Origin of the sequence: Gilliamella sp. B3367 (assembly GCF_026536825.1) — a bacterium.
GTDB classification, from domain to species: Bacteria; Pseudomonadota; Gammaproteobacteria; order Enterobacterales; family Orbaceae; genus Gilliamella; species Gilliamella apicola_E.
Window position 1 is genome coordinate 349,262 of the sequence record NZ_JAFNNJ010000002.1, and the last position, 21,800, is coordinate 371,061.

Sequence of the window (21,800 nt, forward strand, 5' to 3'; positions counted from 1 at the left end):
AAAAAGGCAGTTTTGAGAGTATAAGTTGTGCAAACATTGAAAAATATAATCTTGCTTATGAAGCTTTGCTTCAAAACAAGACAAGGTAAATATGGTTACTGTTATGCTTTAATTATTATTTGTTTAAATATTGTTTTAATTAAAATTAGTCTTGAAATGATTAATTGGAATAAAAACTTTTTTAATGCATTAGAAAAATATGACATGCAAGGCGTTATTACCCAATTAATCGTTTTTGTGTTATTAACTATTTCGGGGGCAATAACTTACTTAATAATTGAATTTTTAAGAAAAACCTTAGTGATTACATGGCGCAAGGTTTTAAATGATTCGATACTTGATAAATGGCTGAATAACAAGGCATATTGGTATTTAAATCAAGACGAAATTGATAATCCTGATCAGCGTATTTCCGAAGACTGTCTGCTATTTATTGAGCGATTAACAAATGAAGGCTTTTCGCTGATTACTCAATGTATAGGCCTGTTTTCCTATTTTATGCTTCTATGGAAAATTACCGATAATTTTGTTTTAAATTTTAGTCTATTCAATATTGATATAAGTATTTCTCATTATTTAATTTGGCTAGCACCTATCTATGTATTATTCACTTCTTGTATTGCCCACATGCTGGGGCGCCCCTTAAAAAACGTGTTAATTGAACAACAACACTTAGAGGCAAATTATCGCTTTGTCTTAACTCGATTTCGTGAATCGAAAGAGGCAATCGCGTTAGCGAATGGTGAAAAAGTGGAGAAACAACAATTTGAACAGCATTTTAATCATATTATTAAAAATTGGTATTTATTAATTAAACGACAACTTATTTTAGGCTGTTTTACACGGCCTTATTATTTAACGGTGTTAAGTGTGCCTATTTTCTTTTCTTTGCCTATCTATTTAATTGGTAAAGTTAGCTTAGGTTCTTTAATGCAAATTAGTAAATCATTTAGTAATGTTGTGACTAACTTGTCTTGGTTTATTTTCAATTATACTAAACTTGCCGAACTTATTGCATGTAGTTATCGTTTAACCCAGTTTTTTGAAAAAGCTAATCAAGCTGCTCATCAATATCAATCAGCTAGCCAATTAGAGATTAATCAAGATGCATTTTCGATTGAAGATTTAACTATAAAAAAACCGGATGGCACTGTTTTATTAACACTACCCAATCTTTATCTTAATAAAGGCGATTCGGTTGTTATATCCGGTGCATCGGGTATAGGTAAATCAACATTTTTCAAAGTAATTTCTGGCCTTTATCCCAATTTTGAGGGGATGATTAAAGTGCCAAAATTAAAGACATTATTTTTATCGCAAAATGCCTATTTTCCGGTTGGGGGATTAGCTCATGCAATAAGCTATCCGCAACCTTTGTTTGAAAAAGATTTAAGTTTGATTAAGCAACTTCTATTAAAAGTTGGTTTTTCTACAGAATTTATCGATAGAAATTTACTCAGTGATAATTTAAAAACACTTTCCGGTGGTGAAAAGCAACGACTAATGATTGCAAGAATTTTAATGCATAAACCTGATTGGATTTTTATGGATGAAACAACCAATGCGTTAGATAAGCAGTCAGAAAAACAATTGCTGAAATTGTTAAAGACAAACCTACCGACAAGTAGTTTTATTATAATTTCTCATACTGATATTTCGAACTATTTTGATAAATGCATCCAATTGAATTTATAACAATGAAGTTAATAAGTTAACTGAATAGACAAACAAGGAGTAATTATGGCTGAGTCCAAAAATGATGTTGTTGAAAGTACAATAGAAAATTTACATGAAACAATTCGCACAATTATATTATCAACCATGACTAAAAATGGTGAAGTAGATACGAGTTATTCACCTTATTTTTTTGATAGAAAAGATTATTACGTTTTAATATCAGATCTCGCCCCTCATAGTCAAAATATGAAAGATAATGCAAATCTCTCTTTTTTAATTATTGATGATGAATGCAATACCAAGAATATCTATGCTCGTAGACGACTATCGTTCCGTGCAACAACAAGCATTGTTGAAAGAGACTCTGAGCTTTTTGATAACATCATTGACCAACTTGCTAAAAGGGTAAGTAAAATGGTGTATATGTTAGCGGAAATGAAAGATTTCAATTTGTTTAAAATCACACCAACAGTCGGTAGATTAGTTTTAGGTTTTGGAAAAACCTATATTGTTGATCATCAGAATAATCTTATCACACCGGTCGATGAGGATTATGTCGCTAATCAAAAAATTGAACAAGCCAATAAATAAGCTGATTCATTAGCAAAGTTACTAACCATTATCTATCTAGTAGATAATGGTTTCTTATTTGTGACATTTTATTAGTTTATATTATTTTGTATATTGATAGATTTCTATTTTCTTTTTAATAGTCACAAAACAGCCTATATAAACCATTAAACTATGCTAAAATTAAGCCAATTTAAACTGAATTTAGGAAATATAAAATTATGATTCCTGATGTTTCTAAAGCACTCAATTGGTTGGAAAAACACTATACAATTTTACAAGGCATTCAACGGGGTGTTGAACGTGAAACGCTCAGAATTTTACCAGACGGCTCTTTAGCAAAAACACCTTTTCCTAATAAAATTGGTTCAGCATTAACTCATCCTTGGATAACAACCGATTTTGCTGAGTCGATGCTTGAATTTATCACGCCGGTTAATACGAATATTGATTATATGCTCACGTTTTTGCGTGATTTACATCGTTATGCTAGTGTCAGTATCGGCGATGAGATGATGTGGCCATTAAGTATGCCTTGTTTTGTGGCAAATGAAGACGATATTATTTTGGCGCAATATGGCTCCTCAAATGAAGGGCGTTTTAAAACAGTTTATCGAGAAGGATTGAAGAATCGTTATGGCGCAATGATGCAAACCATATCCGGCGTGCATTATAACTTCTCTTTGCCTATGGCATTTTGGCAAGCCCGGTTTGGGGTGAAAAACGCCGAAGAAGGAAAAGCGGTTATTTCTGAAGGTTATTTTACTTTAATACGTAATTATTATCGATTTGGTTGGGTGATTCCTTACCTGTTTGGCGCATCACCTTCTATGTGCTCTTCATTTATTCAAGATAAGCAAAAAGCTAAAGCATTTATAGAACAAACCAATGGTAACTGCTTTTTGCCTTATGCAACTTCATTAAGATTAAGCGATATTGGTTACACCAACAATGCCCAGAAACAATTAGGTATTACCTTTAATCATCTAGATACTTATGTTGAAGGATTAAAACGTGCCACCCATGTCAAATCAGATGAGTTCAGTAAATTAGGCATTAAAGTTAATGGTTATTATCGACAACTAAATGATAATGTTTTACAAATTGAAAATGAATTTTATGCACCAATTCGTCCTAAACGAGTTCCTAGAGCAGGGGAGTTACCTTCAGATGCCTTGTTACGTGGTGGAATAGAGTATATTGAAGTGCGTGCGCTTGATGTTAATCCATTTTCACCAATAGGTATTACTGAGGAACAGATCCGCTTTATTGATCTGTTTTTGATATGGTGTGCGTTAGCGCCAGCGCCTGAAATGAGTAGTGCCGAACTTGAATGTACAAAATTAAATTGGAATCGGGTTATTATGGAAGGGCGTAAACCTGGTCTTGAAATTGGTATCGGCTGTGATAGTTATCGAGAGCCATTATCGAAAGTCGGCCACGAATTATTTAAAGATTTGCTCCGTGTTGCTGATGTATTGGATCATCAAGATGATAAACAACATTATCGTAAAGTTTGCGAACGGCTTGATCTGATGTTTGATCAGCCTGAATTAACACTTTCAGCAAGAACGCTTGAGGCTATCAGCGATTTAGGTACTGCTAAATTTGGCTTAGTTTTAGCAACTCAATATAAAAATCAGCTTAGTTCAGAACCTTTGCAATTATTGACTGATGGTGATTTTGTTCAGCAAAGAATTATGTCAATTGAAAAGCAACAAAAGAAAGAACAGAATGATACTTTGTCATTTGATGATTATTTAAAAGAAAAAATGAACGGTTAAAATGTTTAAACATCGAGACTATACACTACGATATCAAGGAAATAGTAGTGTTGAACTGATATTACCAAACCATAAGATAGTCAATGATGAACCACTAATTGATCAATCATCATTCTCGGTTTTGGTTTGGAATATTTTTAAACAAAAACGGGCTGATTGTATTAAAATTCTTGAGCAATATGCGAGCCAATCAAAGTTAATGTTATTACAAGAAGCCCAAACAACACCACAATTATTGAATTTTATATCTGCGAATAACAAAGTTGCCGATCACGTACCAGCTTATTGCTTTAATGATATTTTTGCTGGAGTTATGACTATAACTGATTCAGCACCGACTAAAATATTATCGTTTAGAGAAAAAGAGCCATTTATTCGAGTACCTAAATCAGCTCTAATTACTGTTTATCCAATTAAAAATTCTACTAAACAGCTGTTAGTTGCCAATATTCATGCCATCAATTTTAGTATTGGCGTAAAGATATATCGTCAACAGATGTATATGTTATTAAATTATATTAAGCAGCATGATGGACCTGTTATATTGGCAGGTGATTTTAATGCATGGAGTCGGCAACGACTGAATTTACTCTATCATTTGACTCGATCAATAAATCTAAAACCGGTCAATTTTGCTATTGATATTCGGAAAACGTTTTTAGGCAGGCCATTGGATTTCATTTTTTATCGAGGTTTGAAGCTTGATGCGGCTAAGATAATTAGTACAGCCGCATCAGATCATAATCCATTATTAGTTAATTTTAAAATGAATTAGAATTGACTAAATTAATTGTTAATACATCACCTTCTTTTACTCGTCCATTTTTTAATTTATTCCATTGTAAAAGATCGGTGATTTTCACTCGGTAATTCCTCGCAATGGAATAAAGATTATCACCAGCTTTAACTTGGTAAGTAATCTGTTTTTTGCCATTACTTAAAATAGATTTAGCATCTTTAGCATTTACTGTACTGTATTGAATTGTCGTTGATTTAATTTCAAACGGCATATTGTTATGTGGCACATCTTCTAAAAGCTCAGTTACTTGACTAGTAACTAAATTCTCATTTTTCAACTTTTTGAATAGTTTATTTGCATGAGAATAAGGAACTAATAGATGAAAAGGGCCATTTACAGTTTGTTGCACATAACCGGCATTGTATGTCATTAAATCATTTAGTGATAATCCAGTATATTGCGCTATTTTAGACAATGAAATGTTTTTAGACATATCAATTCTAACTAAAGAGTTTTGATAATTACAATCCGGTAGTTTAATTCCATAACGTTTATTGTTTTTAACAATGTCGATAATAGCTAATATTTTTGGCACATAATGCATTGTTTCTTGTGGTAAATCTAAAGACCAATAGTCAATAGGTAATCCTTTAGCTTTATTTTTATCAATCGCTCGTTGAATTCGACCTTCACCTGCATTATATGCTGCTAATGTTAATAACCAGTCGCCATTAAAACGGTTATTAAGATTTTGTAAAAGAGATATAGCTGAGCTGGTTGAAGCAATTAGATCACGACGTCCATCAAAACTACTGCTACGTTTTAAACCATATTCTTTAGCTGTAATTGGCACAAATTGCCATAAACCAGCCGCTTGAGCAGGCGAGGTAGCTAAAGGGTCATAAGCACTCTCAATTAATGGAATTAAAGCAAGTTCAACCGGTAGCTTATTTTTTCGTAACTGATTAATGATGTAATATACATAAGGTTCAGATCGTAATGCAATATTTTCAAATCCCTGTGGATTACGCAGTAAACGTTCTCTTTCCGCGACAACTCGGCTGTTGTTCGGAACATTTACGTTAATTTGAGTTAGCATGTAATGCCAAGGATTTTGCGTGACTGAAGCGTAATTAACACCACCACTTTTAACGCTAGAATTAACTATTGATTTAGAATTGTATGGTTTTGAGCCAGAAGTGTATCGCGACCCTTGGTTTTGACACCCGACTAAAAAAGCACATAACACTGTAAATATTAATAATTTTTTCATTAGATTATAAGTTAGGACATTAATTTAAACGACTTATTATACCTAAAAAATGTCCTTTTGGCTCCTAAAAAAAGCAAACAGTTCTAACTCATTGTTACAATTGAATTTGTTTTGTAAAGATTTTTCTTTACACCGTAAAAATAAGTTAATCTGTTTTTCTTTGGTTAAAATAGAAGGCAAAGTAATTTTCTTTTTGCAAATATAATTATAATATTCATGAATAACTTTATCATGTGGAACCATCATTTGTGCAAAGTTCAAATTAGCTTTAGTATATTCGTGTCCTGCACAAATAAGCGTATCATCAGGTAGTCGCTTTAAATTATTAAGCGAGCTTAGCATTTGCTTATAATCACCCTCAAAAATTCTACCACAACCAGCAGACATTAAGGTATCACCACAAAATAGATATGGTCGGCAATAATAAGCTAAATGTCCTAATGTGTGTCCCGGTACTGAAATAATATCAAATTGAAAATCAGCAATTGATATTTTATCTATATTATCTAGATAGTTAATCTGCAAATTAATTTCACTAGGCCCATAAACTTCAATATCGGGATAAAATGCTTTTAGCTCTGTTACCCCGCCAGTGTGATCGATATGGTGGTGAGTTAGTAAAATTGCAAGGGGTGACAAGTGATGTTTTTTTAGATAACTAATTACAGGGGCAGCTTCACCTGGGTCGATAATAACAATTTGTTTATCGTTGTTTTCCAACAACCAAATATAATTATCTTTTAGGGCCGGGATAACATGTAATCGATACATAGTTATTATACCTTCTTAGTTATCTAACTGTTTTTTGTATTCAGTCCTTTAACGATGCTTCAAAAATAGTATCGTGTAAAGTTGGGGATTCGGCTTGATTTTTAGCAATAATATCACAACGCTCATTTTCGATATGACCAGCATGACCTTTAACCCAAATCCATTCAATAGTATGTGATTTAGCTATTTCATCTAAACGTTGCCACAAATCAACATTTTTAACAGGTTGTTTATTTGATGTTTTCCAGCCATTTTTTTTCCAGCCATGAATCCAATTCATAATGCCATTACGTAGATATTGGCTGTCAGAATACAGTTGAATTTGACACGGTTCTTTAAGAAGCTCTAAAGCAACAATTGCAGCTAATAATTCCATTCGATTATTGGTAGTTTTAAAATAACCTTGAGCTAATACTTTTTCTGTTTGTTTATATTTTAAAATTGCGGCATATCCACCGGGACCAGGGTTACCCAAACAAGAACCATCTGTGAAAATTTGAATTTTTTTTAACATACTAAATAAACTTTGCCTATTGAATAAAATTTAGAATTAAATAATGTGATGTTGTGTAATTAGTGGCGAAAACACTGTAGGTATCAACATCAGCGCATTTTGGTGTTAGACTATACCATTAATTATTAAATTTCCCAATTTTAGAAGAAGAGTATAACGTGATAACACATTCAACACGTCAAATTGTATTAGATACTGAAACAACAGGTATGAACCAAGACGGTAATAATCACTATGAAGGGCATAAGATTATTGAAATTGGTGCTGTTGAGGTATTAAATCGGCGACTAACTGGCAATCATTTCCATGTTTATATCAATCCAGAACGTTTAATTGATGAAGAAGCCTTTAGAGTTCACGGTATAAGTGATGAATTTGTTAAAGATAAACCAATATTTAAAAATATAGCACATGATTTTATAAAATTTATTGATGGTGCTGAATTAGTCATTCATAACGCATCGTTCGATGTCGGATTTATGGATTATGAATTTCGTCTTTGTGGTTTAAATTTTAAAACAGCTGAACATTGTATTGTTACTGATACATTAGCTATGGCTCGGCGGCTTTTCCCTGGTAAGCGAAATAATCTAGATGCACTATGTGAGCGTTATCAGATTGATAATTCACATCGTACACTGCATGGCGCTTTACTTGATGCTGAGATTCTAGCTGAAGTTTATTTAGCAATGACAGGGGGGCAAACGACGTTAGCATTCAGCGCTGAAGATAATCCATTATCAATGTCAAATAATACCGTCAAGAAAATTGAACGTAATGGAACTCCTTTAAAGATAATTAAAGCAAATGAATCTGAACTCTCTGCTCACGAGTCAATTTTAGAAAAGATTGATAAAAAAAGTGGCGGGGCATTATGGAAAGCACATTAAAGTACATTAATGATTGTTTTCTATTCAATTGAACTTTATTTTTAAAAATTTTATTGACGAAAATAAAAATAATCTTTAACATCACGCCTACTTTGATGTTCCACATTAAAGTATCTAAAAAGCGGAGCGGTAGTTCAGTTGGTTAGAATACCTGCCTGTCACGCAGGGGGTCGCGGGTTCGAGCCCCGTCCGTTCCGCCAATTCTTATTTTTCTTTATACTTTCCTTGTTTATTATAATTGTGCTATCTTCGATATCCTATGAATATTAATTAAATTGATTTAGACATGCTAAAAAAATCGATATTTGTTGTTCTAGGTGGAGTTTCTTTTGCTTTAGGAACTATTGGTATTTTTATTCCTTTGTTACCTACAGTACCTTTTTATTTACTTACTGCATATCTATGGTTAAATAGTTCAGAGCGCCTCTATAACTATTTTACACAAACTACTTACTATCAAACTTATATCCAAAAATTGCTAATTGAAAAGAAGGCAACCAGGTCAAGTTTATTTAAGATGTTGGCAATGGTGTTTGTTGTGCTACTTATTCCTTTTATTATTTTTAATTCTTTACATGTTAGAATAATCTTAGCCACTGTGTTTTTTGCTCATGTCATTTTTGTCTACTATTATTTTAATAAAAAATGATCAATATAAAGGTTGAAATTAAGAGAAAACAGGGTAAATAAGTTACCCTGTAACAAAAGTATTGGCTCTTTATTGCGATGTATTATTTTTTACTATTATTTCAAACTCTTTTTAATTTCAATAGCAAGTAACGGATTCCACATCGCACCTGTTGCACTCATTACAGCATCAGCACCATTTTTTATAAATTGATGATAATGTTCACTGTTACTAACTCCACCAACACCTATAATTGCAAATTTTAAATCCATTTGTTTACGATATTTATCGAGTCGACTAACCATATCTAACCCAGCCCAACGAATTGCATCGCCACAGATACCGCCTTCTTTTCGATTTTCACCTAAAGCTGGATGACCATTTGCGTCAACAGGTTTTGCTGACAACGTATTAATCGCGCTTAACCCATCAACTATATTTCCAATACGAGTTAATAATGAAACGATTCTTTCATCATTTGGGAAGTAAGCTAATTTCAGGATAAGAGGGCGGTCAGGTACAGCATTTTTAATTTCTTTAACAATTCTTTCAACTCTATCTACATCAAAGCAAAGTAATTTACTTGCACCTTCATTCGGGCAACTTAAATTAGCTTCTAAAATTGGTGCATTGGTTTCTCTTACTAATTTAGCGGCTAATGCATAATCTTGTTCTATCACTCCATTACCTTGAGTTCCTTGGAAGCTACCAATAACACATTGTCCTGGACCAGCAGCTTTAACAGCATCAGCCATATCTGGTTGCCATATATCAGGAGCAAATGATGGAACCCCAAATGAATTAGTGATTGAAAGAGGTTGGCTATAATTAGTATCAGCTAAAACTGTGTCTAAATTACACGTAAGTTTACCTTTGGGATGAACAGATAAAACATTAGGTAACGGATGGCATTTGTGTAATTTTGTTCTTACCGTTTTATATACACATAAATCGAATCCATAAGCAAATGCTGCTTTAATATAATTTGCATTTAATAAAGGTCCTGCGGGTTGGCCAAATGGTAAATTAACATCAACTTTTAAGAACTTGGTTGGTTTAGTTGAAACTTGTTCTGCTTTGTCTAATTCTGCAAAAAGTCCAAAAGGTCCTTTAGCATAATTATCTTCATAGCTAATACTTGGGTTATAAAAAGGGATCAAAGGTTTCATGGTATCTCCTGTTTATGGCTGTTCTGGAAGTGGTATTGTTTAGTAATTTGATATAAAATTGGAAGGTTGAATTTATAGATATAAAAAATCCTCCATAAAGGAGGATGAATATTCAAAATAAAAAGACAATTCAATTTTATTATTGGTTTATTTGTATGGACCATAAGCATAATCAAATTCTCTTTTCTAAAATTGGTAAGCATTTTAGTCGAATAAAAATAAAGTACAAGTGATAGAAGTTAAAAAAAATATAAGTAAATGAAATAGTTATAGTGTTTTTTTTTAGACAGGTTTATGCAGTATTGTACGCAAACACTTTCAAAATAATATAAAAAACAGACAATTCTTTTTGTTATATCCATAGATTGTTTTATAAATTATTAATAAATTTGAATAAATTTTTGTCGAAAAAATGATATTTTCCGACTAATGAAACTTATGTAAGTGGAGAAGAAAAATTTCGGATGTTATGATCCACGTTAACATTTAAATATTAATGATTAGGTAATGAAATATGAAAAACGAAGATATTTTTAAACCAGTAATCTTACCCAATGGTGTTTCCCTAAAAAATCGTATTATGATGGCACCAATGACTACTTGTTCAGGGTTTTACGAAGGTTCTGTTACGCATGATTTAATTGAATATTACCGAGCAAGAGCGGGTGAAATTGGCACTATTATTGTTGAATGTGGATTTGTTGACAATAAAGGGTTAGCGTTTCCCGGTGCGATTGGTTTAGATAATGATGATAAAATAGAAGGATTAGCGAAGATCGCTAAAGCCATTAAAGAGAAAGGCTCCAAAGCGGTTATCCAAGTTTATCATGGTGGCCGTATGGTTGAGCCTAAACTTATTGGTGGACAATCGCCAGTTGGGCCAAGTGCGATAGCTGCACCACGACCAGGCGCAGCAACCCCAATTGAATTGACGGCAGATGAAGTTGATGAAATGATTGATAAGTTTGGTCAAGCTGTTCGTCGAGCGATCCAAGCTGGATTTGACGGTGTCGAAATTCATGGCGCTAATACCTACTTAATTCAACAATTTTACTCACCTAACTCAAATCAACGAACTGATAAATGGGGTGGTAGCCGTGATAATCGAGCTCGATTCCCATTGGCTGTTCTAGATATTACTCATAATATGGTTAAAGAGTATGCCAATCCTGATTTTATTGTTGGTTATCGTTTTTCGCCGGAAGAATTGGAAGTACCTGGAATTCGTTTTGATGATTCGATGTACTTACTTGAAAAATTGGCTGAAAAGGGACTTGATTACGTTCACTTCTCTATGGGGGCGATCTTAAGACCGTCTATTGTTGAAACTAATGATCCAACGCCTTTAATTAATAAATATGTTGCAATGCGATCACAGACATTAGCTAAAATTCCGGTTGTTGGTGTCGGTAATGTGGTTAATATAAGTGATGTCGAAGCCGCTATGGATAACGGCTTTGATCTGGTTGCAGTTGGTCGGGCATGTATTGCTTATCCTGATTGGCTTAGTCGAGTCGAAAAAGGGGAGAAACTTGAACTCTTCATCAATAGTGATAAACGTGAAGAACTCAATATACCTGAGCCACTATGGCACTTTTCATTGGTTGAAAGCTTGATTCGTGATGTGAATCTTAATGTAAAAAAATTCAAGCCGGGCAATTATCAAGAAAAGGTTAATGATGAGTCTTATGAATACTTAATTAATGTTGAATTAGGTAATGACTTTGTTAAAGACATGCAATTGCTCAATGCTAATGATTTTGATAGTGAAGTGGTCAACAACTTTTCTGAGATCAAACATCGTATTATTGACTCTAATAGCCCTCACGTCGATGCAATTTCTGGCGCGACATCACAATGTGAGGCGTTCAAAAAAGCCGTAACGAAAGCTATGGCGAAATCAAATAAAGAAGCTATCCTTGCTGAGGGTGGTGATCCTAATGATAAAGCTTATGATGTGGTGGTTGTTGGTAGTGGTGGCGCTGGACTAGCAGCCGCTATTCAAGCACATGATTTAGGAGCAAGTGTAGTTGTGGTTGAAAAAATGCCGGTTATTGGCGGCAATACAAATAAAGCTTCTGCCGGTATGAATGCAGCCGAAACCAAATTCCAAAAACTTAAAGGCATTGTGGACAGTAAAGATCTGTTCTATAAAGAAACGTTAACAGGTGGTAAAAACAAAAATAATCCTGAGTTACTTCGTTATTTTGTTGAAAATGCACCTGATGCCATTGACTGGTTAGATAATAATGGTATCGAACTTAGTGGTATCACAACAACGGGTGGTATGAGCATTGACCGTACGCATCGCCCGGCAAGTGGCGCTGCTGTTGGCGGATTTTTAATTAGTGGATTGCAAAAAAATATCAACCGACGTGGTATTGAAGTCATGCTTGATACCAATGTAACTGAAATATTAACTGAGAATCATAAAGTTGTTGGAGTTAAAGTCAGTGAAGAAGACGGCTCCGTTCAAACGATTAAAGCCAAAGCGGTTATTATTGCTACTGGTGGATTTAGTGCAAATCGTGAAATGGTTGAAAAATATCGACCAGATCTGAAAGGATTTGTTACCACTAACCATAAAGGTGCTACTGGTTCCGGAATTATGATTCTAGAAAAACTAGGCGCAGGCACAGTGGATATGAAAGAAATTCAGATTCATCCAACTGTTGAGCAAACAACTTCGTATTTGATTTCCGAATCAATTCGTGGAGGCGGGGCGATACTGGTCTCCCAAAAAGGGCTACGCTTTGTCAATGAGTTAGATACTCGTGATAAAGTTTCAGCAGAAATTATTAAATTACCGGAGCATTATGCGTATATTCTATTTGATCAACAAGTACGTAATGAAAACAAAGCTGTTGAAGAATATGTATCACATGATTTAGTCGTTCAAGCTGATACGATTAAAGATCTTGCTGATAAACTCTCAATTGACAGCAATACTTTATCTCAAACTGTTGAGCGTTATAATCAGTTCGCTGAAACAAAACGTGACGAAGACTTTGGTCGAACAACTGGTATGCGACATCCTATTAACAAAGGACCATTTTATGCGATTAAGATTGCTCCGGGTGTGCATCATACTATGGGTGGGGTAACGATTAATACCGATACTCAAGTTTTAGATACGGATAAACATGTAATACAAGGCGTATTTGCTGCTGGCGAAGTGGTCGGTGGTGTTCATGGTGCCAATCGTATCGGTGGAAACGCTGTTGCTGATATCATTATATTTGGTATGCAGGCAGGTAGAAAAGCCACTGATTACATTAATCATTAATTGACTAATATGACTTAAGCTTGTTTAAAATGCTTAATTCAAGCCATGAATATACTCAAGTATTAATGGGTACCACGGTTTCATTAACGCTTTATGAGCCTAATGAAGCCGTAGCTCATAGGGTGTTTCACACCATAAAATTACTTGAAGATAAATTGACCGTTAACCGCCGTCATTCAGAAGTTATGTCGATTAACGCTGCTGCGGGTAAACATCCGGTTATCGTTAGCCGTGCTGTGTTTTCGCTTATTGAGCAAGCTTATAAAATCAGTTTAATGCCCAATAGTTGTTTCAATTTTGCTATTGGTCCTTTAGTCAAATTATGGAAAATCGGTTTTCAAGGCCAGCAAGTTCCCTCCCCACAGCAAATTTATGATCAGCTATTATTAACCGATCCTAACGAAATTGAGCTTGATCCTAAAACTTGTGCAGTTTTTTTGAAAAAAAAGGGAATGGAAATTGATTTAGGTGCTATAGCCAAAGGCTATATAGCAGATGTGGTTAAAGTAGTCTTACAGCAAAATAACATACATCAAGCTATTATCAATTTAGGTGGTAACGTCTTAACTTTAGGCAAATCACCTTTAAATAGGAATGGCAATTGGCAAATAGGTTTGAAAGAGCCATTTTCACTCAACAATGAACTGGCCGGGATTATTCAAGTTAACAATAAATCTGTTGTTACATCAGGGATTTATGAGCGTTACTTTACCTTAAATAATCACCGTTATCATCACATATTCAACCCTTCAACCGGTTACCCGTTAGATAATGAATTAGAAAGTGTAACGGTAATTTCAGATACGTCGCTTGAAGGAGATATTTTTTCAACTATTCTCTATGGATTAGGGGTTAAAAAAGCTAGTAAATATTTGATTGAACATCCGAATTTATCAGCCATATTTGTTTTAAAAAATAAAACAATCGAACTAGTTAATACTGATAATTTTGCTTTTCAGCTAATTAGCCAACAATATGTTTTACATTAACATTTTATTGGAAACGAAAAGATTTATATCAAACTGAATCGTTTTTATTATGAATTAAATTAAGTCATTTTTAATTAAAAAGGAAAATACTATGAACACAGTGAAAAAACCACCTGTCAAATGGTTACCGCTCATAATTATTGCTGTTATTTCAGCAATATTATGGGAACTTGTTTCTCCGCCTGAAGGAATTAGTATTGAGGGTTGGCAAACCAGTATCATCTTTGTTGCAACTATTGCCTGTATTGTTGCTGAAATTATGCCAATTGGTGCAATTGGATTATTAGCGATAACAGTTTTTGCGGTTCTAAGACCATCAGGGGCTACAACAGCGACAGAGGCGATTAAAATTTCATTAAGCGAATTAAACAGTAGCCTTATTTGGCTTATCGTTATTGCTTTTATGATAGCACGTGGTTTTATCAAAACAGGGTTAAGTAAGCGTATAGCTTATTATCTAGTTAAACTTTTAGGTAGAAATACATTAGGTTTAGCCTATGGCCTGTCGGTAACGGATATGGCATTAGCTCCAGCTATTCCTAGTACGACAGCTCGTGCTGGCGGTGTGATTTATCCAATCGCTGAAGCATTAGCGATCAATTTTAATTCAAATCCAAAAGATGAATCAAGAAATCGTATTGGCACTTTCTTAATGTTAACTATTAGTCATGTAAATGATATTACATCGGCAATGTTTTTAACTGCCTTTACCGGCAACTTGTTGGCAGCCAAATTAGTAACAAGTCAACTTGGTATTACTTTAGGCTGGGGACAATGGTTTATGGCGGCTATTGTACCTTGTTTAGTCTCATTTATTGTTATTCCTTTAGTTATCTACTTTTTAACCAATCCTGAACTTAAAAAGACACCAGAAGCGCCTAAATTAGCCACAGAAGAACTTAAAAAAATGGGGGCTCTGACCTTTAAAGAACTTATTATGGGTTCAACTGTTTTATTACTGTTAGGCTTGTGGATTTTTGGTAAAAACTTTGGTATTGATTCAACTACTACTGCATTTATCGGCTTAACAATTTTAATTTTAACCGGTGTACTTAGCTGGGATGATATCAAAGGTGAAAAGGCTGCTTGGGATACTTTAATTTGGTTTGCAGCATTACTGATGATGGCGGGACAAGTCAATAAACTTGGCGTAACTAAGTGGCTAGGCGATACAATTGGTAATGCGGTTAAAGGTCACTTAGGAGATAGTAGCTGGGTTTTAGTCATTGTTATTTTGTGTGTAGCCTATGTTTATCTACATTACTTCTTTGCGAGTGGTAATGCGCATATTGCTGCTTTATTCCCAGTATTTTTAACGGTTGCTTTAGCGCTCGGCGTGCCGCAAATGATTGCCATTTTTGCATTAGTTATTTGTACTAACTATTTTGGTTCGATTACCCAATTTGCTAATGCTCGTAACCCGTTACTGTTTGCTGAAGGCTTTGTACCGGTTAAAACATGGTGGAAAGTCGGTTTCATTTGTAGCGTAGTAAATTTAATTATTGTTTTCACTATTGGTATTTTATGGTGGAAAATCATTGGATTAGGCTAAAAGTTTAGCTATCACCGCCAGTTTAACTGGCGGTTTTTTTGAGTGATTAAAACATTTCAATCGATAATTTCCAATCATTAACCGATTTCCAATATTTCTGCTCCTGCTCTAAATCAAGCAAGATTAACTTATTATTTTCAACAAACTTTTCGTTGAGTTCTATCGTCAGTTTGCTCAATTTATCACTGTTTAATTTTAATCTAAATGCAGTGAGATCCAGATCGTTATTACGCTGGTTATTAAATAAAACGGCAAGCCGCAAAATCTGCAATAACGAGATGATATGTTTGTATTCGAATAAACTAAAATAGGGCAGTTCATCAATGTTAATTGACTTTCGGTGATAACGTACAAGGGTAGACAATAAAAGTTGTTGTTCTTCGTTGAATCCTGGTAAGTTACTATTTAACAGAATATAACTCGAATGTTTGTGAATTGATGAAAAATTTATTTTCAGTCCCACTTCATGGAGTTGCGCTGCCCAATAGAGGATAGATTCTAAATGTTGCGGAATATTAGTCGAAGTTTGCATTTTCCATTGTGCAAAAAGATACTTTGCCGTTTTCACCACTTGTTTGGCATGACGCTCATCAATGTTGTAATGCTGAGAGAGTGATTCGGCTGTTGTTTGTCTTATATCTCGATAATTTGGACCATCAATAAGTTCATACAAAACTCCTTCACGCAATGCGCATGGGCTAAATTGAAGCTCTTGTAACCCTAATGCATTAAAAACGCCACTAAAAATGGCTAACCCGCTGACGAAAACGTTTTTTCTTTCTTCTGAAAGCGATGGATAGTCAATATCATGAAAAGACTTGAATTCTAAAATATAACTGATTAAATCATCCAAACGTTTAGGCGTAATGATTCCATCGCTGACACCTAAATCTAATAATATTTTGTAAATACTTTTGATTGTGCCGGAAGTACCAAATGCGACACTAATATTTTGTCTTTTTATTGTGGTAATAAGATTTTCAATTTGTTGTTCAGCTGCCAGTTTAGCTCTTAAAAATGAATATCGGTCAATGGTCTTTTGTGGAAAAAATTGCTTAGTGTAAGTAACACAGCCCATTGGTCGACTTGCCACAATAAATGGTTTGAGATCGTTTCCTCGACCTATGGCAATTTCAGTCGATCCACCACCAATATCAATAACAAATTTGGTATCTTCTTCGGCGGTTGATTCGGCTGTCATGGTACCTAAATAGATTAAACGGGCTTCCTCTTGTCCGGAAATAATTTCAATTGGGTAGGGTAGAACCTTAGCCGCTTCGGCTAGAAATTTATGCCGATTGGTGGCGATACGTAACGTATAGGTTGCAACAATTCGAACATTTTCCGGGGGAAATCCATTCAACCGTTCAGCAAAGAGTGCAAGGCATTCTATACCTCGTTTAATACTTGACTCACTTAGCTCATAGAATTCATTTAAACCGGTAGCTAAATGAATATTTTTTTTATTTTTGTAAATAATTTGTGTTGCACCATCAATACAACGTGCAATGACCATATGAAAACTATTCGAGCCTAGATCAATAACAGCATATTCATCAAATTTATTCACGTTCAAATCCTTAACTTGCTGATTCTAATTGTTTTAGATAATCATAAATTGCACGTTGTGCTCTTACTTTCTTTTTATTTCCTCTTTGGACGTAATTGTTCATATTATCTTTATCGATAATTCGAGCTTTGACATTATCATTACACTGAATATTGAAAATATTATGAATAGTGGATTTTAATGTCAGATCAAATATTTTTACGCCAACCTCAATCCGGTTATCAAGATTTCTAGGCATCCAATCGGCAGATGATATGTAGGTATCTTTATTACCGTCATTTTCGAAAATATAAACTCGAGCATGTTCGAGATATTGGTCAACAATACTGGTTACATAGATATTTTCACTTAAATTAGGAATTTGAGGAACAAGTATACAGGTGCCTCGCACAATCATGCGTATTTTCACTCCAGCACAAGAAGCTTTATAGAGTTGATTTATCATCTCTTTATCAGTTATTGCATTGAGTTTGAGATAAATACCAGAAGGTTTCCCGGCTTTGGCATTATTGATTTCTCGTTCAATGAATTCATGAAAGCGTAATCGTGTATTTTGTGGTGAAACTAATAAATGGTGAAAAGTTACCGGTTTAAATGGGTTTTCAATAAAGTTAAATACTTTGATAACTTCATCGGTAATCGCGGGGTCAGCCGTTAATAATGAAAAATCTGTATAAATACGTGCAGTTTTTTCATTAAAATTACCTGAACCAATATGAGCATAACGGACAATTCGATCGTCTTCTTTACGATCGATTAAGAATAATTTGGCATGAATTTTAAGTTTTGGTTGTGAATAGATAACTTTTATACCACTACGAATTAACCTTTTAGCCCATTTTATGTTTGCTTCTTCATCAAATCGAGCTTGCAGTTCTACCACTACTGTGACTTTTTTACCGTTGTTTGCTGCATTTATAGCAGCATGAATAAATCTGGAGTCTTTAGCTACTCGATAAATATTCATACGAATATGGGTAACAGCAGGATCAAATGACGCTTGTCGCATAATTTCAAGCACATGTCCAAATGAATAGTAAGGATAATAGAGCAATACATCTCGGTCTTTTATTGTTGCAAAAGCATTTCTGAATTTCTTGAATCGATTATAAGCAAGGCTTGGTAAGCGTTTATTAAGTAAGTTTTTGACACCAAGATCTGGAAAATTTGCTAAATCTTTGAAATTGGGATAACGTCCACCAGGCATTGCATCTTGTTCAGTTAATCTTAGTTTATTTATTAATAATTCAAATAATGCCTTTGGCATGTCTTTTTGGTATGTAAAACGAACTGGCTGAGCAGTTAACCGCTGTTTCAAACCCTGAGACATTAACTCAAGTAAACTATCAAGTTCAGTATTTAATTCGTATTCAGCATCACGATTAATATTTATAGAATAAGCATTTAATTCTACCGCATCAAAGAAGACTTTAAAAATATCCGCTAAACAATAACGTAAAATGTTATCTAAAAAAATAATTGATTTATTTTTAGTTGAAACTTCTGAAGGTAATAAAACAAACCGAGGCGCATTATCTGTAGGAAGTTCAAGTAATGCATAGCTAATACTATCTTTACAGATAATTTCAACTGCTAAATAAGCATGATCATCTTTTAAAAATTGAATCAACTCAGTATGGCTATCTAACAAAATAGGGGTAATATACTGTCTTAAATTTTGCTTATAATAATTTTTTATCCAAGTTTCTTGATAAGTGGTAAGTTGCCTTTCATTTATTAGGAAAATCTGATTCCTTGCCATTTCTAATAATAGCTCGTTATAAAGCTGATCAAATTGTAATTCAAGTTGAATGACTTTTTGATTAACCTGACGCAATAAATGTTTAGCATTAGATGTTGCTTGAGCTTGTTCTTGCTCAATAAGGACATATTTTTTTAAATTTGCAAATTGGACTTTATAAAATTCATCAAGATTACTTGAGTAGATACCTAAAAAACGGATTCGTTCTATGAGAGGATTACTTTCATCAGCAGCCTCTTGTAACACCCGTTGGTTAAATGATAACCAACTTAGTTCTTTAGGTAAATATACTTTTTCTATTATCATTTTTTGTAATGCCCATTCCACTAATTTGATTTATTACAGAATAACGTAAGATAAAAAAAAAGCTAGCATATAGCTAGCTTTTTATCATTCATTTAAACAAAATTAAAGGTGATTAGATGCGGTGAACAGAAGTTGTGTTAGTTGTTCCGCTTGGAACTAATGCACCTGATACCATAACAATTGTATCACCTTGTTTTACATTACAAATTTTAACAGCCATTTCTTTACCTAAACGGTAGAAATCATCTGTTGAATTAATTGCATCAATTAAAATAGGTTCAACACCTTTAGATAAGGCAAGTTGATTGACAGTTTTTTGGCTTGAAGATAAAGCCAAAATACGAGCTGTCGGGAAGTAATGACGAAGTTCACGAGCTGATTTACCGCTACGAGTAGCAACAACAATTAATGGTACATTTAATCGTTCTGCGATTTCAACAGCACCACAACATACAGCAGCAGTAATACGTAATGTTTCTTCTTTTGTGGTTAGCTCTAATTTAGCTGGGATAGTACCATCAGTACGCTTACAAATAGTAGCCATCACATTAACTGCTTCAAATGGATATTTACCTTTAGCACTTTCGCCAGATAGCATAACAGCGTCTGTACCATCAATAATTGCATTAGCAACGTCACCAGCTTCAGCACGAGTAGGACGTGGGTTTTTGATCATTGAATCTAACATTTGAGTTGCAGTAATAACTGGTTTTGAAGCTTTATTACATTTTTTAATCATCATTTTTTGAGCAAAAATAACTTCTTCAACCGCAATTTCCACACCTAAATCACCACGAGCAACCATGATACCATCAGATGCTTCTAAAATTTCATCAAAGTTATCTAAACCTTCTTGATTTTCGATTTTAGAAATGATTTTGATTTCTTCACCGCCGTGAGCTTTAAGATGAGCACGAATATCTTCAACATCAGAACGTTTACGGATAAATGATGCTGCAATAAAATCTACACCTTGTTCACAACCGAAAATTAAGTCATTTTTATCTTTTTCAGCTAGTGCAGGTAATTTGATTGAAACACCAGGTAAGTTAATACCTTTATTTTCACCAAGGTCACCGTTATTTAAAACTTTACAAATAACTTCGTTACCTTTGATTTCTTGAACGTCCATAGCGATTAAACCATCATCAACTAATACACGGTTACCTGGTTTTAGATCTTGAGCAAATCCTTTATATGTAACGGCTACACGTTCTGAATTACCAACTACATTTTCATCAGTAGTAAAAGTGAAAGTTTGGCCTGCTACAAGTGATACATCGTTTCCACCTTCAAGCTTAATAGTACGAATTTCTGGGCCTTTAGTATCTAACATGATGGCAGCTTTCAAGCCTGTTTCTTGCATTACTTCACGTAAATTTTTGATTCGATTACCATGCTCTTCATAATCACCATGAGAGAAGTTTAAACGCATTACATTCATGCCTGCATTTAATAATTTAGTTAGCATCTCTTTTGATTCTGATTTTGGTCCTATGGTACAAACGATTTTTGTCTTTTTCATAATATTATCTACTAGTTGTTAAAGTTAATGTTCAAATTTAAATAAATGGTTTTAAATATAAATATTTAAACAAAAAAAACCAATGCCAGTGCATTGGTATAAAAAGGGAAGAGTAACTTTAAAAAGTTACTCTTATTAAAAGCAATATCTAAAGAATTTAGTAATCTCATCAATATAAGCCATTCTTAAAAACTTTTTTTATTATAGTCTTAACGACATTTTAAATAAAGTTTTTTATCAAAAAACTAGACATCAATTGAGATAGAAAAAAACTAAAACATTTTTTTGGTTAAATTTTTACCAAGTTTGTGATAAAAAATGTCTTTTTAAATTACATTAAATCTTTAAGTTGATAAATTAGTTCAATATCTTTATTTTTTAAAGTCAATAGATCTTTGTCCAAACTGACTGATGCTCCGTCTTGAATTAATTGAGCGATGGTATCATCTAACTTACTCAATTGCTCATCATCACAAGCCATTTTTGCCATACTAACACCAGGGCCTTTGATCGTTTCGTTTTCCAATTCTACTTTTGCAACAAAGCGATTACACATTTTTCCATAAATATTCATGTTTTCACCAAATTCAAGCTCAGCGTTTTTATCTGTTGAAATATCTTGACCATTGGCTTTAATCAATACAAAGCGATGATGCATTAAATCTTCAGCTTTAACGCTCTTAGATTCACCACAACCAGTCATCACGAAAGTTCCAGTAAAAAGCATTATTAATAGTAAAGTCTTTTTCATCTTAACTCCTAATAGTTGGCTAAATTTGATATAATCAGTTTAAT

At 33.8% G+C, this 21,800-nt stretch carries 17 protein-coding genes and 1 tRNA gene; 10 read left to right on the forward strand and 8 right to left on the reverse strand.

Features of this window, described 5'->3' with window-relative positions:
- Positions 1 to 36 precede the first annotated feature (36 nt).
- The 4 genes from J3U23_RS04640 to J3U23_RS04655 all read left to right on the forward strand — a co-directional run bounded on the left by J3U23_RS04640 (position 37) and on the right by J3U23_RS04655 (position 4,806).
- Positions 37 to 1,695: an ABC transporter ATP-binding protein/permease gene (locus J3U23_RS04640; protein WP_267338637.1), complete on the forward strand. Its 1,659-nt coding sequence runs from the start codon at positions 37 to 39 to the stop codon at positions 1,693 to 1,695.
- 45 nt (positions 1,696 to 1,740) lie between these two features.
- Entirely contained in the window at positions 1,741 to 2,268 is a 528-nt protein-coding gene (locus J3U23_RS04645; RefSeq protein ID WP_267338638.1) for a HugZ family protein, read from the forward strand.
- A gap of 200 nt (positions 2,269 to 2,468) precedes the next feature.
- Positions 2,469 to 4,031 (forward strand): glutamate--cysteine ligase, encoded by a 1,563-nt coding sequence (gene gshA / locus J3U23_RS04650; RefSeq protein WP_267338639.1) that lies wholly within the window; start codon positions 2,469 to 2,471, stop codon positions 4,029 to 4,031.
- Between the two features lies 1 nt (position 4,032).
- Positions 4,033 to 4,806, forward strand: a complete 774-nt coding sequence (locus J3U23_RS04655) for an endonuclease/exonuclease/phosphatase family protein (RefSeq protein WP_267338640.1) — start codon at positions 4,033 to 4,035, stop codon at positions 4,804 to 4,806.
- On the opposite strand, the gene J3U23_RS04660 is transcribed toward J3U23_RS04655, so the two are convergent.
- From J3U23_RS04660 to rnhA, 3 genes are read right to left on the reverse strand one after another with little or no spacing between them, the layout of a single operon-like run.
- Complete coding sequence (locus J3U23_RS04660; protein WP_081303339.1) at positions 4,793 to 6,043, reverse strand: transglycosylase SLT domain-containing protein; 1,251 nt, start codon at positions 6,041 to 6,043, stop codon at positions 4,793 to 4,795. The two genes, J3U23_RS04655 and J3U23_RS04660, sit on opposite strands and share 14 nt — an antisense overlap.
- 42 nt (positions 6,044 to 6,085) lie before the next feature.
- Positions 6,086 to 6,814 carry a hydroxyacylglutathione hydrolase gene (gene gloB / locus J3U23_RS04665; protein ID WP_267330355.1) on the reverse strand — a complete coding sequence of 243 codons (729 nt, stop codon included), beginning with the start codon at positions 6,812 to 6,814 and terminating at the stop codon, positions 6,086 to 6,088.
- A gap of 40 nt (positions 6,815 to 6,854) precedes the next feature.
- Entirely contained in the window at positions 6,855 to 7,328 is a 474-nt protein-coding gene (gene rnhA / locus J3U23_RS04670) for a ribonuclease HI (protein WP_065562837.1), read from the reverse strand.
- Between the two features lie 158 nt (positions 7,329 to 7,486).
- Here rnhA and dnaQ point away from each other — a divergent pair, with 158 nt between their 5' ends.
- From dnaQ to J3U23_RS04685, 3 genes are all read left to right on the forward strand, one after another.
- Positions 7,487 to 8,218: a DNA polymerase III subunit epsilon gene (gene dnaQ / locus J3U23_RS04675; RefSeq protein WP_065562836.1), complete on the forward strand. Its 732-nt coding sequence runs from the start codon at positions 7,487 to 7,489 to the stop codon at positions 8,216 to 8,218.
- Positions 8,219 to 8,341: 123 nt separating this feature from the next.
- A tRNA-Asp gene (locus tag J3U23_RS04680) sits at positions 8,342 to 8,418 on the forward strand.
- 86 nt (positions 8,419 to 8,504) lie between these two features.
- Positions 8,505 to 8,867, forward strand: coding sequence for a YbaN family protein (locus J3U23_RS04685; protein ID WP_065562835.1), 363 nt, complete (start codon positions 8,505 to 8,507; stop codon positions 8,865 to 8,867).
- Positions 8,868 to 8,962: 95 nt separating this feature from the next.
- Here J3U23_RS04685 and J3U23_RS04690 read toward each other — a convergent pair whose 3' ends face one another.
- A complete protein-coding gene (locus J3U23_RS04690; protein WP_267338641.1) occupies positions 8,963 to 10,015 on the reverse strand; it encodes a hypothetical protein in 1,053 nt (350 codons plus the stop codon).
- A 514-nt stretch (positions 10,016 to 10,529) separates the two neighbouring features.
- On the opposite strand from J3U23_RS04690, the gene J3U23_RS04695 reads away from it, so the two are divergent.
- The 3 genes from J3U23_RS04695 to J3U23_RS04705 all read left to right on the forward strand — a co-directional run bounded on the left by J3U23_RS04695 (position 10,530) and on the right by J3U23_RS04705 (position 15,842).
- Entirely contained in the window at positions 10,530 to 13,301 is a 2,772-nt protein-coding gene (locus J3U23_RS04695) for a flavocytochrome c (RefSeq protein WP_267338642.1), read from the forward strand.
- A 29-nt stretch (positions 13,302 to 13,330) separates the two neighbouring features.
- On the forward strand, positions 13,331 to 14,290 hold the full coding sequence (locus J3U23_RS04700; RefSeq protein WP_267330360.1) for an FAD:protein FMN transferase: 960 nt from the start codon (positions 13,331 to 13,333) through the stop codon (positions 14,288 to 14,290).
- A 91-nt stretch (positions 14,291 to 14,381) separates the two neighbouring features.
- On the forward strand, positions 14,382 to 15,842 hold the full coding sequence (locus J3U23_RS04705) for a DASS family sodium-coupled anion symporter (RefSeq protein WP_267338643.1): 1,461 nt from the start codon (positions 14,382 to 14,384) through the stop codon (positions 15,840 to 15,842).
- 46 nt (positions 15,843 to 15,888) lie between these two features.
- Here J3U23_RS04705 and J3U23_RS04710 read toward each other — a convergent pair whose 3' ends face one another.
- The 4 genes from J3U23_RS04710 to J3U23_RS04725 all read right to left on the reverse strand — a co-directional run bounded on the left by J3U23_RS04710 (position 15,889) and on the right by J3U23_RS04725 (position 21,756).
- Complete coding sequence (locus tag J3U23_RS04710; RefSeq protein ID WP_267338644.1) at positions 15,889 to 17,412, reverse strand: exopolyphosphatase; 1,524 nt, start codon at positions 17,410 to 17,412, stop codon at positions 15,889 to 15,891.
- Between the two features lie 10 nt (positions 17,413 to 17,422).
- On the reverse strand, positions 17,423 to 19,480 hold the full coding sequence (ppk1, locus tag J3U23_RS04715; protein WP_065562829.1) for a polyphosphate kinase 1: 2,058 nt from the start codon (positions 19,478 to 19,480) through the stop codon (positions 17,423 to 17,425).
- Between the two features lie 112 nt (positions 19,481 to 19,592).
- Positions 19,593 to 21,005 carry a pyruvate kinase PykF gene (pykF, locus tag J3U23_RS04720; protein WP_065562828.1) on the reverse strand — a complete coding sequence of 471 codons (1,413 nt, stop codon included), beginning with the start codon at positions 21,003 to 21,005 and terminating at the stop codon, positions 19,593 to 19,595.
- A 331-nt stretch (positions 21,006 to 21,336) separates the two neighbouring features.
- Positions 21,337 to 21,756 carry an META domain-containing protein gene (locus tag J3U23_RS04725; RefSeq protein ID WP_065734124.1) on the reverse strand — a complete coding sequence of 140 codons (420 nt, stop codon included), beginning with the start codon at positions 21,754 to 21,756 and terminating at the stop codon, positions 21,337 to 21,339.
- Between the last annotated feature and the right edge of the window lie 44 nt (positions 21,757 to 21,800).

Excerpts from the sequence above, each read along its gene's own strand:
- J3U23_RS04645 (WP_267338638.1), top strand. The coding sequence starts at position 1,741 with ATGGCTGAGTCCAAAAATGATGTTGTTGAAAGTACAATAGAAAATTTA.
- gshA (WP_267338639.1), top strand. The coding sequence starts at position 2,469 with ATGATTCCTGATGTTTCTAAAGCACTCAATTGGTTGGAAAAACACTAT.
- J3U23_RS04655 (WP_267338640.1), top strand. The coding sequence starts at position 4,033 with ATGTTTAAACATCGAGACTATACACTACGATATCAAGGAAATAGTAGT.
- J3U23_RS04660 (WP_081303339.1), bottom strand. The coding sequence starts at position 6,043 with ATGAAAAAATTATTAATATTTACAGTGTTATGTGCTTTTTTAGTCGGG.
- gloB (WP_267330355.1), bottom strand. The coding sequence starts at position 6,814 with ATGTATCGATTACATGTTATCCCGGCCCTAAAAGATAATTATATTTGG.
- rnhA (WP_065562837.1), bottom strand. The coding sequence starts at position 7,328 with ATGTTAAAAAAAATTCAAATTTTCACAGATGGTTCTTGTTTGGGTAAC.
- J3U23_RS04685 (WP_065562835.1), top strand. The coding sequence starts at position 8,505 with ATGCTAAAAAAATCGATATTTGTTGTTCTAGGTGGAGTTTCTTTTGCT.
- J3U23_RS04690 (WP_267338641.1), bottom strand. The coding sequence starts at position 10,015 with ATGAAACCTTTGATCCCTTTTTATAACCCAAGTATTAGCTATGAAGAT.
- J3U23_RS04695 (WP_267338642.1), top strand. The coding sequence starts at position 10,530 with ATGAAAAACGAAGATATTTTTAAACCAGTAATCTTACCCAATGGTGTT.
- J3U23_RS04700 (WP_267330360.1), top strand. The coding sequence starts at position 13,331 with ATGCTTAATTCAAGCCATGAATATACTCAAGTATTAATGGGTACCACG.
- J3U23_RS04705 (WP_267338643.1), top strand. The coding sequence starts at position 14,382 with ATGAACACAGTGAAAAAACCACCTGTCAAATGGTTACCGCTCATAATT.
- ppk1 (WP_065562829.1), bottom strand. The coding sequence starts at position 19,480 with ATGATAATAGAAAAAGTATATTTACCTAAAGAACTAAGTTGGTTATCA.
- pykF (WP_065562828.1), bottom strand. The coding sequence starts at position 21,005 with ATGAAAAAGACAAAAATCGTTTGTACCATAGGACCAAAATCAGAATCA.
- J3U23_RS04725 (WP_065734124.1), bottom strand. The coding sequence starts at position 21,756 with ATGAAAAAGACTTTACTATTAATAATGCTTTTTACTGGAACTTTCGTG.